This window comes from Magnetospirillum gryphiswaldense MSR-1 v2 (assembly GCF_000513295.1).
Taxonomy (GTDB): domain Bacteria; phylum Pseudomonadota; class Alphaproteobacteria; order Rhodospirillales; family Magnetospirillaceae; genus Magnetospirillum; species Magnetospirillum gryphiswaldense.
The window spans coordinates 2494373-2510288 of sequence record NC_023065.1 but is presented as its reverse complement, the minus strand read 5'-3'; the positions used below and the strand labels follow the sequence as shown (position 1 = coordinate 2510288).

14 protein-coding genes and 2 pseudogenes are annotated in these 15916 nt (G+C 59.5%); 10 read left to right on the top strand and 6 right to left on the bottom strand.

The genetic code is table 11. From position 1 onward, the window contains the following. Positions 1 to 276: 276 nt before the first annotated feature. The 5 genes and pseudogenes from MGMSRV2_RS22190 to MGMSRV2_RS11790 all read right to left on the bottom strand — a co-directional run bounded on the left by MGMSRV2_RS22190 (position 277) and on the right by MGMSRV2_RS11790 (position 3825). On the bottom strand, positions 277 to 534 hold the full coding sequence (locus MGMSRV2_RS22190; protein WP_169733388.1) for a MerR family DNA-binding protein: 258 nt from the start codon (positions 532 to 534) through the stop codon (positions 277 to 279). 141 nt (positions 535 to 675) lie between these two features. Continuing rightward, positions 676 to 1545: pseudogene (gene istA / locus MGMSRV2_RS11800) on the bottom strand (IS21 family transposase); the annotation flags it as partial. Positions 1546 to 1608: 63 nt separating this feature from the next. Then, positions 1609 to 1746 carry a hypothetical protein gene (locus MGMSRV2_RS21450; RefSeq protein ID WP_158497757.1) on the bottom strand — a complete coding sequence of 46 codons (138 nt, stop codon included), beginning with the start codon at positions 1744 to 1746 and terminating at the stop codon, positions 1609 to 1611. Between the two features lie 3 nt (positions 1747 to 1749). Then, the gene (locus MGMSRV2_RS11795) at positions 1750 to 3327 is read right to left on the bottom strand and encodes a bacteriohemerythrin (RefSeq protein WP_024080599.1); all 1578 of its coding nucleotides are present in this window, start codon (positions 3325 to 3327) and stop codon (positions 1750 to 1752) included. 48 nt (positions 3328 to 3375) lie between these two features. Further along, the gene (locus tag MGMSRV2_RS11790) at positions 3376 to 3825 is read right to left on the bottom strand and encodes a bacteriohemerythrin (RefSeq protein ID WP_024080598.1); all 450 of its coding nucleotides are present in this window, start codon (positions 3823 to 3825) and stop codon (positions 3376 to 3378) included. A 789-nt stretch (positions 3826 to 4614) separates the two neighbouring features. Between MGMSRV2_RS11790 and MGMSRV2_RS22325 the strand changes: the two genes are divergently transcribed. Together MGMSRV2_RS22325 and MGMSRV2_RS22320 are read left to right on the top strand one after the other, a co-directional pair. After that, the gene (locus MGMSRV2_RS22325) at positions 4615 to 4914 is read left to right on the top strand and encodes an IS5 family transposase (RefSeq protein WP_024080596.1); all 300 of its coding nucleotides are present in this window, start codon (positions 4615 to 4617) and stop codon (positions 4912 to 4914) included. Positions 4915 to 4980: 66 nt separating this feature from the next. After that, positions 4981 to 5457 (top strand): annotated as a pseudogene (locus tag MGMSRV2_RS22320) (IS5 family transposase); the annotation flags it as partial. Positions 5458 to 5511: 54 nt separating this feature from the next. On the opposite strand, the gene MGMSRV2_RS11780 reads toward MGMSRV2_RS22320, so the two are convergent. Next, complete coding sequence (locus MGMSRV2_RS11780; protein WP_024080593.1) at positions 5512 to 6759, bottom strand: DUF445 domain-containing protein; 1248 nt, start codon at positions 6757 to 6759, stop codon at positions 5512 to 5514. A 188-nt stretch (positions 6760 to 6947) separates the two neighbouring features. Here MGMSRV2_RS11780 and mamH point away from each other — a divergent pair, with 188 nt between their 5' ends. Genes mamH through mamN form a run of 8 tightly spaced genes read left to right on the top strand, consistent with a single transcriptional unit; the run spans position 6948 to position 15910 of the window. Continuing rightward, positions 6948 to 8234, top strand: coding sequence for a magnetosome biogenesis transporter MamH (gene mamH, locus MGMSRV2_RS11775; RefSeq protein WP_041633592.1), 1287 nt, complete (start codon positions 6948 to 6950; stop codon positions 8232 to 8234). A gap of 37 nt (positions 8235 to 8271) precedes the next feature. After that, a complete protein-coding gene (mamI, locus tag MGMSRV2_RS11770; protein ID WP_024080591.1) occupies positions 8272 to 8481 on the top strand; it encodes a magnetosome protein MamI in 210 nt (69 codons plus the stop codon). Then, entirely contained in the window at positions 8481 to 10799 is a 2319-nt protein-coding gene (gene mamE / locus MGMSRV2_RS11765) for a magnetosome formation protease MamE (protein WP_024080590.1), read from the top strand. Before mamI ends, mamE begins: the two co-directional genes overlap by 1 nt. A gap of 15 nt (positions 10800 to 10814) precedes the next feature. Further along, the gene (mamJ, locus tag MGMSRV2_RS11760) at positions 10815 to 12215 is read left to right on the top strand and encodes a magnetosome protein MamJ (RefSeq protein WP_024080589.1); all 1401 of its coding nucleotides are present in this window, start codon (positions 10815 to 10817) and stop codon (positions 12213 to 12215) included. A gap of 43 nt (positions 12216 to 12258) precedes the next feature. Continuing rightward, entirely contained in the window at positions 12259 to 13302 is a 1044-nt protein-coding gene (gene mamK / locus MGMSRV2_RS11755) for a MamK family actin-like protein (RefSeq protein ID WP_024080588.1), read from the top strand. 31 nt (positions 13303 to 13333) lie between these two features. Next, positions 13334 to 13591: a magnetosome protein MamL gene (gene mamL / locus MGMSRV2_RS11750; RefSeq protein WP_234016309.1), complete on the top strand. Its 258-nt coding sequence runs from the start codon at positions 13334 to 13336 to the stop codon at positions 13589 to 13591. 48 nt (positions 13592 to 13639) lie between these two features. After that, positions 13640 to 14596, top strand: a complete 957-nt coding sequence (gene mamM, locus MGMSRV2_RS11745) for a magnetosome biogenesis CDF transporter MamM (RefSeq protein ID WP_024080586.1) — start codon at positions 13640 to 13642, stop codon at positions 14594 to 14596. Beyond that, a complete protein-coding gene (mamN, locus tag MGMSRV2_RS11740; RefSeq protein WP_024080585.1) occupies positions 14597 to 15910 on the top strand; it encodes a magnetosome biogenesis transporter MamN in 1314 nt (437 codons plus the stop codon). The last annotated feature ends 6 nt before the right edge of the window (positions 15911 to 15916 follow it).

The following is a 15916-nucleotide window of genomic DNA, read 5'->3' as shown; positions in this document are numbered from 1 at the left end:
CCGCCAGCCAAAGCGCCAACCCCGACGCCAGCCATCTTGCCCATGGTCAGGAAACCCGCAGCCTTGGCGGTTCCCGCCGCGACAGCGCTACCAGCTCCGGCGACGGTGGAGCGAACGATAGTACGAGAACCCGCAGAGGAGGTGAACGCGGTGGGTTGACGGCTCATGGGACACCTATCGGCTGTTTTTGAGAATAACTCACGAACGCAGATATACCGCAATTGCAAATCATTGTCAATTAAGTTTTTCTCGGCCGACGGCTTTTAGGGATTTCCGTCAGGAGTCATGCGGCGCAGCGATTGATCCAATGATCTGGCATTCAGCGACGACCTCGCCGCAGCAATTGGTCATCTTACGTAATTCCTGTCGAAGCAGGACGAGATCGGCGATTTTCCGTTCCACCTCGCCGAGTTGGCGGGCAACCATCTGGTCTGCATCGGCACAAGGCAAATCTGGTCGCGCCGCCAATGCGAGCAGGGTGCGGAGCCGAGGGGCTGTCCGCCCTGGTCCGCGAGGCCATGGGCGCCGATCCATTCTCGGGCGCGATTTATGTGTTCCTGGCGAAACGGGCGGATCGGGTGAAACTGATCTTCTGGGATGGCTCGGGCATGGTGCTGGTCGCCAGGCGGCTGGAAGATGGCGAATTCCGTTGGCCCAAGGCACAGGACGGGGCCACAGCCGCTCACCTATGGTCTGGTGGTGGCCCCGCAGCACATCACCATGGCGCTCCAGACTGCGAGCCAGCAACATGGCATTGAGCGCGTCGAAATCAGCGGCCACCGGCTTGGGCACCATCCAGTTGCGCCGGGCGTAGCCGACCAACCCCTCGACCTTGCCCTTGTCATTGCCCTTGCCGGGGCGCCCGAAGCGATCCGTGAACAGGTAGTGGGACTGCAACTCGGTGAAGGCCCTCGTCCGCTTCCGCTTGCCGTCGCCGAGAATCTTGGCCACCGCCAGCGTCGTGTTGTTGTAGAGGATCGACACCGGCAGGCCGCCGAAACGGTCGAACGCGGCGACGTGACCATCCAGAAACGCCTCGGTGGTCTCCGCCGGATACGCCTTTACGAAGGTCGCATCGGAGTGCGGCAGGTCCATGCAGAAGAAGTGGATCTTGCACTCCACCCCGCCGATGACGGACAGCGCCTCGCCGAAATCCACCTGCGCATGGCCGGGTGGATGGTACAGCGGCACGAACATCTCCTTCGATCGAAACCGCCGCTCGGCAACATATTCTTTGATGATGGTGTAGCCGCCGGTGAACCCGTGCTCGGCCTTGAGACGCTCGAAGATCCGCTTCGCCGTGTGTCGCTGCTTCACCGGCATCTTGGGATCATTGGCCAGAATTTGGTCGATGATCCCGGTGAACCTGTCCAGCTTCGGCCGTGCGGCTGGCTCCTTCCGCCGATACCCCGGCGGCACCGAGAAAGCGCACATCTTGTCCACCGTCTTGCGCGCAACGCCGAATAATCGCGCAGTCTCTCGCCGGGACCGGCCTTCAACGAAGACCGACTGCCGCACCAACAGATAAAGATCCACGGGCTTCATGCTCCCGCCCTTCGTCATCATCAGAAACGAAGGGCATATCACTGGCCGACTTTTACGCAGCCCTCAGCACCACAACGGCGCCGATCCATGGCCTACTTTCTCTCCGGCGCGCACACTCGCCACCGCCGCCAGTTCGGTCGCGCTGTCGATGATCCCTTGGATCATGGCGAGTGCGGCAATCTTGTTGTCGTCTTTTGCCATGGGTCAATCGCGCCCCGTCTGGTCGTAGCAGTTTGCTGTTGCCAATAGATGGATTTCTGTAAGTCCCGCCGACATCTTGGATTCCAGCGCGTGAACGGCATCTGCGATGTCCATGGCCTCCGTTACGGCGGCTTTCGCCGCCAAACTCATGGCGTCGTGGCCGCCGATGACATGGATCAGGAGTTGCACCCGTTCCTTCATTCTGGACAGGACGGCTCCGACGCCGAGCGGAACGCCATGGGATCCGGACATGATGCGCTTGCCATAGCGGATCAGGCTACGGGCGGCGTCTTGGGCCATGCAGTCGGCGTTGAAATTGACGGCGGCTCGGATGTCGCCGAGGCGACGTATGTGAAAGGTACTGCACCCAGACATCTCGATGCGATCGCAGGCCAACCCCATCAGATTAATCAGACGCTCGGTCTCTTCGGCGATCCGCCGGCACAAGGCCACCTTTCGGGGGCCATCGTCCATTCCGGACAATTTCACGGTCAGCTTTTGGATATCGCGGACGATCATGAGGGCGTCGTCGATGACGATGGTCGTCTGCTTCTCATTGGGGTCAATCCCCGAGGAACCCTGTTCGCCGTTCAATTGGGCGATCATGATTCGATCGACGCAGGTGATGTGCGACATCAGCCAATTGTAGACGATGCCAAGCAGTTTGCGACGGACGTCAGGCGAAGTGAGGCTGCCCGCCTTTAGGGTCTCAATTTTCGCTACAAACGCCGAGTGAAGCTTCTTGTGCCGCTTGCGGTCGTCATAATCAAAGCTATCCATCAACTGTTCTTCGTGGGAAAAATGTATCTTAACGTAGTCCTTTAGTGCGATAAGAGCCCTTTCAACCTTGGTGCCGTCCCCATCCTCGGTGTCGGGGACCTCGTTTAGATCGTTCATGATGTCGATGATGCCGCGATGCTGGCTGTCGATGTCGTTTCTTCCCGTCTCGATCGCTTTCGACCAGCCGAAATCCGGTTTGACAGGAACGCTCAATTCTTCATCGTAAGCGGAGATTTCTTGTGGCTCAGTTGGCCCAACATTCCCCTGGCCAACTTGTGATCCGTGGGCTTTGGCGCGGTTGGCATCGGTCGCCCTGCGGAACGGTCCCTTATAGCCCTTGATACGGCTATGCCGGCGATCGATGCCACGGAATGTGGGGGTGTCTACGAACTCACGCCGCTCAGCAATCGCAGTTTCAACCGCCACCTTCAGCGTGTGCTTCGTGAGCGGCAAGGCTAAGGTCGCCGTCGCCCCGGCGTCACGATTGGCAAGCAGTTCGTCACCGGTCCATTCCTCACCGACGCAGATAACTGGGATCGACGGAGCAAGACCGTGCCGGCCCCAGCGTACCAATTTCAAGAGGTCGAGGTGGCCCGCACCGCCCAGTCTGTCGCAGAGAATCAGATTGAAGGTTATGCTGGCATGACGGAGTTTCAGGGTGGCGAAATCGACCGAATCAACGACCGTCACTTCATTGATGCCCATCTCGCGAATTAGGCCGACGAGAAGTCTGCATACCGCCGGCATCGCTACCGCTACCAGAACATCAATTGGGCCGCGTAACGGCGGGCGCGCCATCATCAGTAAACCCCCAGTTCATCTGATATGGGACGCGGCGAGACAACCGTGTTATCGGTGCGCAAGCTCCGCTTCCATGGTAAGATAGACCAGCGGTCGGGAATCGACGGATGAGTGGGTGATCCAAGTCTTGTATTGGAGATCGTCATTCGTGATGTGGCTTCGGAGCCATTGCACGACGAGTGTCGAAAGGTTGTCGGCAACCGACATGGTGCCTTCCCGATAGGCTTCGACAATTGCCCTGACGCGTCCACGGAAGACCCGATGGCGATGACGATGTCCGGCGAGCCGTGGGTATCCCACAGCCTTCATCGCCTTCTCTTCGCGATAGAAGTGCCCTTCAACATACTCATCCAGCATGAGGAGGGCGCTCAGGATGATCAAATCGTGTTTACCTCCATGCACAGATTCATGGATGAGCCGCGCCACCTCGAAGAATGCGCGGTGATCCGCATCGATAGCCTCGTTCCCGACCGACAAATCATCGGTGAAGTCAAACATGGGCCAGCTCCGGAACGGCGATAATTAACTTTCATATGCTGGCAGATTTTGTCGGCAACTTCCAGCTGCTCGTGAATTTGCACCACAATTTGCCGATTGTATTGGGCCGATCAGTGTTCAAGTCGCCGCCAAAAAGCTCAGTCTCATCCTGATGATTATCGTGTAAGAGGCTTTCACGCACGACGCTTGTCAGCGACGACCATGAAGTACCCAGTATTCGCCATGCTCCAGCCTATGGCTAAATGCATACCGCCTCCATATGGGGCAGGTAAAGGAGAAAATGTATGCAAGCTAGAGGGCGTTGACATTCAGGATTCCCGCGGACCCCAAAATCTGATTCAAACTCCTTATCGAGAAGGAGGCTTGAATGAGCGGGGTCCGTTTGATCTTAAAGGATCATCAGTGGGATCGGATGGCGCCACATTTGCCGGGCAAGCGCAGCGATCCCGGCAGGACTAGTGCGGATAACGCTCACACCAAGCTGGGCGCACCCCTGTATTGGGGACGGTCGACATGTGTGCATGCCCCAACGCCGACGGGGCAGGGGGGCAGGCTCACTGGCCGCAGGCAGGATGGCTGGATTTGGCACAAGGGGGCTACAGCGGACGTTCCCGACAAATGGCGGCTTCCGGGGGGATAGCGGTCGGAGGTGGAGCGCATGTCGGGCAGCATGAAGGCCATGTTCCCGAACAGTTCTGCCTTCGCGTTGTTTAGACCCGTCCGGAAGGTTCTTGAGTTCAATGAATCGGTTGTGATTCTATGGCTCTCCAGACGAATTCGGGGGGCAGCATGTGGACGAAAGAGAGCCGTCGGATTTATGAGCGGCATGGGCTGCGCTATCCCAGCGACCTGACGGATGAAGAATGGGCAGTGGTGGAGCCGCTGATTCCTCCGGCGAAACGGGGCGGTCGCCAGCGGACGGTGAACGTCCGCGAGGTGCTGAACGGGGTGTTTTATGTGCTGATGACCGGTTGCCAGTGGCGGGCACTTCCCAAGGACCTGCCGCCCCGGAGCACCGTGCATGAGTATCTCGGGCTGTGGGAAATGGGATGGCACCCTGGCCCGCATCCACCATGCGCTTTTCGTTGAGGTGCGGGAGATGGCCGGAAAAGAGGCCAGCCCGACAGCGGCGATCATCGACAGCCAGAGCGTCAAAAGCGCAGAAAAAGGGGGGCGTGGATCGATCCGTCGGGTTACGACGCGGGCAAGAAGGTCAAAGGCAAGAAGCGCCACATCGTCGTCGACACGCTCGGCATGATCCTGGCGGCCCACATCCAGCCCGCCGATGTCCAGGACCGCGACGGCGCATTGCCGGTACTGAAGGAGGTCCGCCGCCTGTTTCCGTTCATCGAGCGCGTCTTCGCAGATGGCGGCTACCAGGGCGCGGCCACGGCGGCGGCGGTGCGCGAACTGGGGGCTTGGCACCTGGAAATCGTCAAGCGCTCAGACACCGCCAAGGGATTTGAGGTGCTGCCCAAACGGTGGATCGTCGAACGCACCTTCGGTTGGCTCGGGCGCTGTCGATGTCTCGCCAAGGACTTCGAGAATCTGTCCAGGATGGCCCTGGCATTCCTACGCTTGGCACTGATCCGCGTCATGCTGCGCAGGATCGCAAGGAACCGAAAGTCATAGAAAACTTTGCGGACGGGCTCTTAGCTAACAAACAACGCGCTGCCCTCCACATTCCTAATGCCGGACCAGGCTCGTAACCGCGTAAATGACCAGTCCGACCAGGCCACCGACCACCGTGCCATTGATGCGGATATATTGCAGGTCCTTGCCCACGTGGTTTTCCAGCTTTTCGATCAGCACGGCGGTTCGCCAGCGCATGACCAGATCGGTGATCAACGAGCCGATCAGTTCCCGCCGGGGGACCAGCAGCGCCTCGGCGGCATCACGCAGCCAGCGATTCAAGCTCGCCCGCATGGCGGGGTCGTGCTCCAGCCTCCGACTGATTTCGCGCAGCGCGCCTTCAATTACGGTTTCCACGGTCTCGGCTCCGCCCATCAGGTGGGCATAGGCACTGGCTCCGATCTGTTGGAGGTAGTCATCCACGGCGGGGTCGCCGAGAACCTGCCGTTTCACGTCCTCGATCCGTTGGGCGAAAAAAGGGGCATGGGCCATGCCGTCAATGGTTTCGTGAAGGAACATCTCGAATTTTCGCCGCCAGGGATGATCGTGGGAGGTTAATTCGGCCAGCGATCCGTCAATGCCATGGGATACCCCCTGCGCGATCTGGGTCTCGACCCATAGGGGGAGCCATTCCGGGCATTCTTTTGCGACTTTCTTGTGAATGAACGGGCGATTCTGGGCCACGAAAGACCGGGCCTCGGTTACCAGATAATCCATGATGGCGTGATGATAGCCCCGACCGACTATATAGGAGAGGATGTGGGCCATGCGCGGTCCGGTAATGGCGGTATCCACCACCTTGCGCAGCCCGCCGCCGATGGCGTCACGCCACCGCTCTTCCCCAATCGTATATACGATGGGGGGGAGCGACCCGGCGATGCGTGCCGCGATCATCGGCCTCGTGTCGGGCTGGCCGAGCCAGCGTCCCAGGCGGCCGGCGGTGTCTAATTCCTCCAGACATTGGGCTAGAGCCTGTGACGCCAGAAGGTTGTCAGCGACGAACCGCCCGATGGCGGCGGCAATTCGGCCATGATTTCGGGGAATGACAGCGGTATGGGGGATGGGAAGTCCAAATGGACGGCGAAACAGGGCGGTTACCGCGAACCAGTCGGCAACGCCGCCAACCAGCGCGGCTTCGGCGAAGGCCTTGACCGGCGCTAGCCATGGCCATGTTTCCAAGCCCCAAACTGCAAATGCAAAGATTGCAGTGACGAAGGCAAGCAAAGTCGTTGCATAAGTCCGCATCCGCGTGAGGCCGGCTTGTTGCGTTCGATTATCCTTATCTTCCAAGAAAGAGAGCATGGCATCCTGATCGGTAGGCGATGGCGCAAAGATGTGACGTCTTGTTTCGAGCAGATGCGCGAAATGTGCTAGCCGCTAAGTGCGCCACATTGCGAGGTTCCTTCGTATGAACCCAGTTTTTATGGCTTGTCAACCGACCTCGATTCGTTGCTATAGTCCGTGCGAATTGGAGGTGAATTGTGACGGGAATGGAACCTGGCAGATCAGAAGTTGAGGGGCACCAGCGCAACGCCCTTTATTTATTGTCGGCGTTGTGCATGGTTTTCATGACTCTCGTCGTTGCTATTCAGCCGCTTTTTTTGCGAAACGTTCTTAATATCCCCTTCGAGACTGCCGGGGCAGTCAATGCCAATGTGCAGGTGGTGACCGAGGTCCTTGATCTTTTCATCTTTGCCTATCTTGGTTACCTGTCAGATCGCATTGGCCGGGTCCGGATCATCGTGGCGGGCTTTCTCGTCGCTGCGGTCGGCGCTGTGATCGCGCCGCTAAGTCCCTGGGTTGGCGGAGCCTCCATTGGGGCGCTGGTGGTCTACTACGTTTCGCGGGTCATCATGTCTGCGGGCAGCGGTGCTGTGTGGCCGCAATTGTCGGCCCTGGCCGGTGATTTCAGTGACGACAGCAACCGGGCTCGGCTGCTGTCCAATACCGCCTTTATGATGGCGTTCGGCGTGACGCTGGTCTATGCGGTCCTGATGCAGATCCCTGGCCATGCGGGTATTACGGTGACCATGTTGCTGACTGCGGCCATTTCCGTGGCCGGTGCTTGGCTGGCGCGCAAATTTCTCGTGGATGTGGCTCCGCGCACCGTCGAGACCTCTGTCCCCTGGCGGGCCGTTTGGGATCTGGTGAAGGCGGAGCCGCGCCTGCGGCTGGCCTTTGCAAGTTCATTGTTCGCTCGAAGCGATATGGTGTTTGTCGGACTGTTCCTCATGCTGTGGTTCATCTACTTCGCCGACCTCGTAAAGGTCGGGCAGGCGGAGGCGGCTGCAAGGGCGGGCATGTTGATCGGATTGATGGGGGCGGTGGTCATGCTCTCGATTCCGGTCTGGCGCTCGTTTATCGAGCGTTTCGGGCGCATTCAGGCCGTTTTATTGGGGATGATGCTATCCGCCCTTGGATTTATAATGCTCGGATTTGTGGTCAATCCATTTGACGGATTTATTGTGTTTCCTATTCTGTTGGTTTCGGCCGGGCAAGCTGGTTGCTTTGTTGCTCCGCAAATACTAACCGTTGATCATGCACCAAAAGACTTGCTCGGTTCTGTTCTCGGCGCATTTAATGTTATTGGGTGCCTGGGAATTATTTTTTTTGTTCAGATTGGTGGGTTTTTATTTGATTACATTGGCCCTCCTGCGCCTTTTATCTTTACGGGCGTTGGAAATTTGATTATATCAGCATATGCGTTGCGTCTTGTGAAAAGTGAGGCGCGTGGGGTTGGCGGGGGTAACACCCCAGGGGATGACGAAGTGGCCTAGCGCCGCTTGTGTTCTGTATCAAGACTGGAGAACGTTTATGCCAAGCGTGATTTTCGGGCTGCTGGCGCTTGCCATTGGATTGCTGGGGCTGACGGCGTGGTGGTGGTCGGTGACCGAGTTTCTGCGTGGTGCGGTGCCGGTGGCTCTGATCATCTTCGGCTTGGTTGCGCTGGCCGCAGGGGTCCAGTCGGTGCGAGTGCCTCCTGCCGGTAAGAGGGCGAACTCAGACCCTAACATCGATGGTTGATGACCATGTTCAATGGTGATGTGGAAGACGGTGGCCGTTCCAATGTCTCTTGCGGCAAAGACCTGAAGCGCTACCTGATGCTCATGGGCGTTGTCGCCCTGGTCGTCCTGTTCGGCGCGTTCATCTATCGGCAGTCCTCGGGCGGTCTTCGCCTGGGCGCCATGATGGAGCAGATGACAGGCGCACGCGGCGCAGTGAACGTTCCTGCGCAGCATGGCGCGCCGTCGGCGGTGGTCGATCCGGCGATGTCGGTTCCGGCTAGGGCGCGCGTGGCGCCGCCCTCGGCTGCCGGTGCTATCGCGACCTTCCCTCCGGTGGTGGATTTTGGACCGGCCCCGGTGGTGAGCGGTGGCCCGTTCACCGGCGTCGTAACCCTTCTGCGCAATAGCGTGGTTAGCGTGACCGCCTCCTCATCCGGCGGCCAAGTCATGCCCGATCCCTTGGGGTTGGTCAATCCCGACGGTCTTCCCCGTTTCGCCAATCCCACCACTCGGTCGGTGGAGAATATCGGCACCGGCGTTATCGTCCGCAATGACGGCTTCATCGTCACCAATTACCATGTGGTGCGCGGGGCCAATTCGGTGTACGTCACCGTAAAGGACGATGTGGGTTCGATCCGCTATTCCGGCGAGATCGTCAAGATGGATGAGGCGCTGGATCTCGCTTTGCTCAAGATCACCCCCAAGGTCCAGCTTACCGCTGCGGTTCTGGGCGACAGCGATGCGGTGAACGTCGCTGACGAGGTGATCGCCATCGGGACTCCCTTCGGCCTGGATATGACCGTCAGCCGCGGCATCATTTCCGCCAAGCGCAAAACCATGGTCATCGAAGGGATGACGCACTCCAACCTGCTGCAGACCGACGCGGCGATCAATCAGGGTAATTCCGGCGGTCCACTGGTGGCGGCCAACGGCACGGTCGTCGGCATCAATACGGCAATCTATACCCCCAATGGTGCGTTTGCTGGGATCGGCTTTGCCGTGCCCAGCAATCAGGCCCGCCTTTTCGCACTGGATGAAGTGGGCTGGTTGCCGACATCCACCGCCGAGGGGCCGGCCATGGGACTGGTGGCCATGCAGCGGCCCATGGGTGTCGGTGTCGGTGCGGCAGGTCCGGTGATTGCTGCGGGTACTCCGTCGCCGCATGTGGATGGCCGCCAGAACATGGATTGCAGCAATTGTCACGATATTATTCCCGCCGGTAATGGTTTCCAGGCGCCGATGATGCCCGTGGCTGCTCCCGTGCCGCCACCGCCGATTCCCGCGAATGCCGTATCACCTCACACCGATGGTCGGCAAAACATGACCTGCAACACATGCCACCAGTTCGTCGGTGGTGCGGCAGCCGGTCCGATCGCCTTTGGCCAACCGATGATGCCCATTGCCGCACCGCAGCAACCCGCACCGGCGATTCGGGCCAATGCCGCCAACCCTCACACGGACGGTCGGCAGAACATGAACTGCGCCAGCTGCCATCAGATCATCGGCTCCGTCGGCGCGGCTCCCATCGCCGCGCCGGGAGCTGGGGGCGCCTATCGCTTTTCCCAGCCGCCAGGGAGCCTGGCCATCAATATCCAGGGGCCGCGCGGTGGGCAGGGGGCTGTTGCCGGAAGTGGTGGTAGCCGGGCCTCGCTCCTGGGGGCGGCTTTGACCCCCTTGACCCAGCGTCTGGGGCTGCAGGCTAACCTGCCTGCTGGTCGCGGGGTGTTCGTGAACGGCGTTACTCCCAATACCCCTGCCGCATCTGCGGGGCTGCGTCCTGGCGACGTTATCCTCAAAGTCGATGGCCGTCCCGTGCATCAACCCGAGGAAGTGGCAGCCATCATGGCCGAGATGCCCAACGGTCGTTCGGTGCGAATCGGAGTCCTGCGTGCCGGCGATGTGAGCAACATGTCTCTTGTCACCGGCCCATCGGGTCTGGCGGCTGCCGTGGTTCAGGCACCTACGGCTCCGGTCGTGATGGCGGGGGGCGCTCCCACGGTTCCTGGCGTTCAGCCTGTTATTCCGAAGGTGCCGACCGAGTTCAACTGGCTGGGGATGGAGATCGAGACTTTTATGGCTCCGCAGCCGGTGGTCGGCATGCCGGGCGCTACTCCTGTTGCCGGGGGGGGTAAAGGGGCTCAGGTGGCCGAGGTGTTGGCCGGATCACGCGCCGCAGTGGCGGGGCTTCAGGCCAATGATCTTATCATCGAGGTAAATAATCGGCCGGTGACAAGCCCCGCTCGGCTTGATGCCGCCATTAAGGCGGCGACGGCCGCCGGGCAGCAGATTTTGCTCAAGGTCCATCGCAATGGCCAAGAGTTCTGGATTGTTCTTTGAGGGTGGAGCGGGATAATGGCAAAAAACCGGCGTGATCGCGGCACGGACCTTCCTGGCGATGGCGATCAAAAGATCTCGACGGGGCCGGAGATTGTTTCGGTGACGGTCCATCCCTCGCCGAACCTTGCTGCGGCGGCCAAGCCGGTGCAGGGCGACATTTGGGCTAGCTTGCTTGAAAGTTCGCCGTGGTCAGCTAATCAAGGGGGGCTGGTCGAGACGGCACAACCTCCTTCCGCCCCCATTCGTTCCCAGGACCCTGTGCCGGTTGCCGATCTGGTCAACCGTTGGTCACAGCCGATCTGGCGAACAGCCCCGCTGGCCGGGAATGCAGAATCCTCTGAGGAGGGCGTCGTAGCTCCTTCGCTGACGCAGTCGGATTCTGTGCTTGCCGTGTCTGATCTGGTGATTGATGTCCAGCCGGAAACGGATGCCGAGGTTGAAGTTTCCATCGAGCCGGAACCCGCGCTGGTCGAGCCGGTGATCGAGATCGAAGCCGAAGCCGCCGAAGTCGAGCCGGAACCTGCGCCGGTTGCCGATCTGGTCAACCGTTGGGCACAGCCGATCTGGCGAACAGCCCCGCTGGCCGGGAATGCAGAATCCTCTGAGGAGGGCGTCGTAGCTCCTTCGCTGACGCAGTCGGATTCTGTGCTTGCCGTGTCTGATCTGGTGATTGATGTCCAGCCGGAAGCGAATGCCGAGGTTGAAGTTTCCATCGAGCCGGAACCCGCGCTGGTCGAGCCGGTGATCGAGATCGAAGCCGAAGCCGCCGAAGTCGAGCCGGAACCCGCGCCGGTTGAGCCGGTGATCGAGATCGAAGCCGAAGCCGCCGAAGTCGAGCCGGAACCCGCGCCGGTCGAGCCGGTGATCGAGATCGAAGCCGAAGCCGCCGAAGTCGAGCCGGAACCCGCGCCGGTTGAGCCGGCGATCGAGATCGAAGCCATCAGGGTTGAACTGGAACCTGTCCTTATCGACGAGGTAGTCGAGTTGGTGACCGAGTTCGAGTATTCGCAGGCGGAGAGCGTTGCATCAGCGGATTTGATCGCTAATCCCGCACCTGCTGAAAGCTCCCGTCTTGCCGAGCTTCTGGATGAGGCTGCTGCTATTGCTGCTCCCGCCGTTGCTGTGGCGGTCGAAGCCACCCGCCAGCCTAACAAGATCACCGCGTCAGTTAAGAAGCGCGCCCCGGTTCAGGAAGTTCCCGTGGAAGACCTTCTGGGGGGGATTTTCGGCGTCGCCGGATCGGCGGTGCGGGGTGTGTTCACTATTGGCGGCGGATTCGTCGATGGAGTGGTCAAGGGAGGCCGCCTCGTTGGAAGCAATGTGGTCGCCGGGACGCGCCGGTTGGCGCAAACTATCGAGGTAAGTTGCGGTAGTTGTTCATCGCCGAAATGTGATGCTGAAGATAAGAATAAATAGAGACCTGTGGATTGATCTGTTAGCACGCGAACGGAGTGACAAAATGAGTGAAGGTGAAGGCCAGGCCAAGAACAGGTTGTTCCTTGGCATCGACCTTGGGACTTCCCATACCGCGGTGATGACGAGCCGGGGAAAGAAGTTCCTGCTGAAGTCAGTGGTTGGATACCCGAAGGATGTCATTGGCTTGAAGCTGCTCGGTCGCCCCTATGTGGTTGGCGATGAAGCCTTCGAGATGCGCTCCTATCTGGATCTCCGCTATCCGCTCCAGGACGGTGTGCTCAGCGAGATCAGTGACCGCGACATCGAGGTGGCGCGTCACCTGCTGACCCATGTGGTGAAGTCGGCGGAGCCGGGCGCCAACGACGAGATTTGCGCGGTCATCGGCGTGCCGGCCCGAGCGTCGGGAGCCAACAAGGCGCTGTTGCTTAAGATGGCCCAAGAAGTGGTTCACACCGCGCTGGTGGTATCCGAGCCGTTCATGGTCGGCTATGGCTTGGACAAGCTGAACAATACCATCATTGTCGATATCGGCGCCGGGACCACGGATATCTGCGCCCTAAAGGGCACCGTGCCCGGACCCGAGGATCAGGTGACCCTGACCAAGGCGGGCAATTATCTGGACGAGCGCCTGCAGAACGCCATTTTGGAACGCCATCCCGAATTGCAAATGAATACGAATGTGGCCTGCGCGGTGAAAGAGCAATTTTCATTCGTCGGCGCGCGCGGCGAAGCAGCCACCTTCGAGTTCCGCGCCGCCGGCAAGCCCGTGCGTTGCGATGTGACCGAATCGGTAAAGATCGCCTGCGAAGCGCTGATGCCCGATATCATTGAAAGCATCGAGATTTTGTTGCGGTCCTTCCAGCCGGAATATCAGGCCACCGTGCTGCAAAATATCGTATTTGCCGGCGGCGGCTCGCGGATTCGCGGTTTGGCAGCCTATGTGAAAGATAAACTGCGCCCGTTCGGCAATGCGGACGTGACTTGCGTCAAGGACCCGACTTTTGATGGTTGCCGGGGCGCTCTGCGGCTGGCAGAAGAACTTCCGCCCCAGTATTGGTGTCAGCTTGGTGACGTTTCCGGTCAGTGATGGGGGATGTCATTTTGGTTGGCGAAGATGCGTGGCTGTCCAGGACATTGGTATGGTAAGAGTGATCGGATCGTTGGTGTTCGGCGGCTTGATCCTGCTGCTGGCATCGTCCAACGCCCATATGGTGGAAACCCGATTTGGGCCACTGATAATGCTTGCGCCACATTTCGTGGTTCTTGGCATTACGTTTTTTCTTGGTTTCGCCATTGGGATTGTGTTGGTGTTTGCGAATGTTATGAAACGGCGCAAGCATAAACTGCCTGGGAAAAACATCGTCATTAAGCGCTGACATTCCATGCTCCGTCGGAGCTGGGCCGGGGCTTTGGAGTAGGTAAGGATGAGGAAGAGCGGTTGCGCGGTCTGCAGCAGGAGCATCGGCTGGGTTGGCCTGGCGGTGAGTACCGTGCTCATGGTGATGAAGGCATTCGTCGGCCTGATCGGTGGATCGCAGGCTATGCTCGCCGATGCCATGTATTCGCTGAAGGACATGCTGAACGCCCTGATGGTGATTATTGGGACCACCATTTCCAGCAAGCCGCTGGATGCCGAGCATCCCTACGGCCATGGCAAGGTCGAATTCATCCTGTCCATGGTGGTCAGCGTGGTCTTCATCGTGCTGACCGGCTACCTGCTGGTCCATGCCGTCCAGATCCTGTTGGACGAGAGCCTGCACCGGACGCCACACCTGATCGTGCTGTGGGCGGCCCTGGTTTCCATCGGCGTCAATGTGGGCATGTATTTCTATTCCCGCTGTGTCGCCATTGAGACTAACAGCCCCCTCATCAAGACCATGGCCAAGCATCACCATGGCGACGCCACCGCCTCGGGCGCGGTCGCGCTGGGTATCATCGGCGCCCATTATCTCAATATGCCCTGGATTGATCCCGCGGTCGCTCTGTGGGAGACCATCGACCTGCTTCTGCTGGGTAAGGTCGTCTTCATGGATGCCTATCGTGGGCTGATGGATCACACCGCGGGTGAGGCGGTGCAGAACCGGATTGTTGAGGCGGCGGAGCGCGTTCCTGGGGTCAGGGGCGTCATCCATCTGCGGGCTCGCTATGTGGGCCAAGACATCTGGGCCGACATGATTATTGGCGTCGATCCCGAGAACACCGTGGAACAGGCGCATGAAATTTGCGAGGCGGTGCAGGCCGCTGTCTGCGGAAAGATACGCCGCATCGAATCCCTGCATGTCAGCGCAGAAGCGCGCGAAATCGGCGATACGACCAAGCCGAGTTTCTCCGATCAGCCGCTGAGTTTCGACGAGGTCATGCTGTCCAAGGTGGATAACTAGGTGGTTGGATTTATCACCCTCGCTGTGTTCATCGCGACGTTCGCCGTAATCTATCGGTGGGCGGAGGGCAGCCATCTGGCCGTTTTGGCCGGAGCAGCGGTGTTGGTGGTGATTGGAACCATCAGCGGCACCTACACCCCGCGTATGGCCGTGCAGTCGATTTATTTCGAGACCCTTGCGTTGATCTTCGGCATGGCTGCCATCTCCGCTCTTTTGGCCCGATCCGGCGTCTATGCCTATTTGGCGGCCGGGACGGCGGAATTGTCGCAGGGCCAAGGGCGCTGGATTCTGGTGATGATGGCTTTGGTGACCTACGGGATTTCTTTGGCCAGTAACAGTCTTATCACAGTGGCCGTAGTCGTTCCGGTTACGCTGACCGTATGTTTCCGCACTGGAATTGATCCGGTACCCGTGATCATTGCTGAGATTATCGCCGCCAATCTGGGCGGTTCCTCGACCATGATCGGCGATTTTCCCAATATGATCCTGGCCTCGGCAGGCAAGCTTCATTTCAATGATTTCATCGGTGGAATGATGCCGGCCTGTCTGATCTTGCTGGCGGTGACTTTCTTGTTTTTCGAGTACCGCCAGGGCGACTGGAAGAAGGCGGAAATTCCCGTGGATTTAGCTTGGGTTAGAGGCGAGCAGCTACGGTACAGCGATATCGACCATCGGCTCCTGCGCTATGGGCTGATCATTTTTTTCATTACCGTCATTGGGTTGGTTCTGGCGGGACCGCTGAAGGTTCGGCCGGGCTGGATCGCCTTTGTCGCCGGTCTCACTGCGCTGGCGCTGGGGCGCTTCAAGGACGAGGAATTCTTTTCCGCCTGCGGCGGCAGCGATATCTTATTCTTTGGCGGATTGTTCGTGATGGTGGGAGCGTTGACCTCGGTTGGGATTCTCGATTGGGCCGTGGCTTGGCTTGAAGGAGTTACCGCCGGGCATGACCGCGTAAGAGCCATTCTGCTGATGTGGATGGCGGCGGGCGTAACCATTTTCGTCGGCGGCGGCACTTCGGCTGCGGTTTTCGCCCCGGTGGCGGCGACGCTTCGCCTGGACGGCGATGGACAGGCGGCTTGGTGGGCGCTGGCCCTTGGCATCATGGCCGGCTCGTGTGCCGCGCTATCGGGCGCCACCGCCGGTGCGTTGGCCATGAACCAATATTCCGGCTTCGTGAAGCGGCACCCGGAATTGGCTTCGGCTGCCGCCGCGGGATTGCAATTCACCCATCGGGAATATGTCCGTTGGGGATTGCCGCTGATGGGGATTTTTTTGGTGTTGTCGACCGTGTACATCGCCGTTCTCGCAGGATGACCGATG

What these genes read in the sequence shown, in the direction of transcription:
- mamM (WP_024080586.1), top strand. Translation starts at nt 13,640, where the DNA reads ATGAGGAAGAGCGGTTGCGCGGTCTGCAGCAGGAGCATCGGCTGGGTT.
- MGMSRV2_RS11795 (WP_024080599.1), bottom strand. Translation starts at nt 3,327, where the DNA reads ATGATGGCGCGCCCGCCGTTACGCGGCCCAATTGATGTTCTGGTAGCG.
- mamH (WP_041633592.1), top strand. Translation starts at nt 6,948, where the DNA reads ATGGAACCTGGCAGATCAGAAGTTGAGGGGCACCAGCGCAACGCCCTT.
- MGMSRV2_RS11790 (WP_024080598.1), bottom strand. Translation starts at nt 3,825, where the DNA reads ATGTTTGACTTCACCGATGATTTGTCGGTCGGGAACGAGGCTATCGAT.
- mamJ (WP_024080589.1), top strand. Translation starts at nt 10,815, where the DNA reads ATGGCAAAAAACCGGCGTGATCGCGGCACGGACCTTCCTGGCGATGGC.
- MGMSRV2_RS11780 (WP_024080593.1), bottom strand. Translation starts at nt 6,759, where the DNA reads ATGCTCTCTTTCTTGGAAGATAAGGATAATCGAACGCAACAAGCCGGC.
- mamE (WP_024080590.1), top strand. Translation starts at nt 8,481, where the DNA reads ATGACCATGTTCAATGGTGATGTGGAAGACGGTGGCCGTTCCAATGTC.
- mamK (WP_024080588.1), top strand. Translation starts at nt 12,259, where the DNA reads ATGAGTGAAGGTGAAGGCCAGGCCAAGAACAGGTTGTTCCTTGGCATC.
- MGMSRV2_RS22190 (WP_169733388.1), bottom strand. Translation starts at nt 534, where the DNA reads ATGGATCGGCGCCCATGGCCTCGCGGACCAGGGCGGACAGCCCCTCGG.
- MGMSRV2_RS21450 (WP_158497757.1), bottom strand. Translation starts at nt 1,746, where the DNA reads ATGGCAAAAGACGACAACAAGATTGCCGCACTCGCCATGATCCAAGGG.
- MGMSRV2_RS22325 (WP_024080596.1), top strand. Translation starts at nt 4,615, where the DNA reads ATGTGGACGAAAGAGAGCCGTCGGATTTATGAGCGGCATGGGCTGCGC.
- mamI (WP_024080591.1), top strand. Translation starts at nt 8,272, where the DNA reads ATGCCAAGCGTGATTTTCGGGCTGCTGGCGCTTGCCATTGGATTGCTG.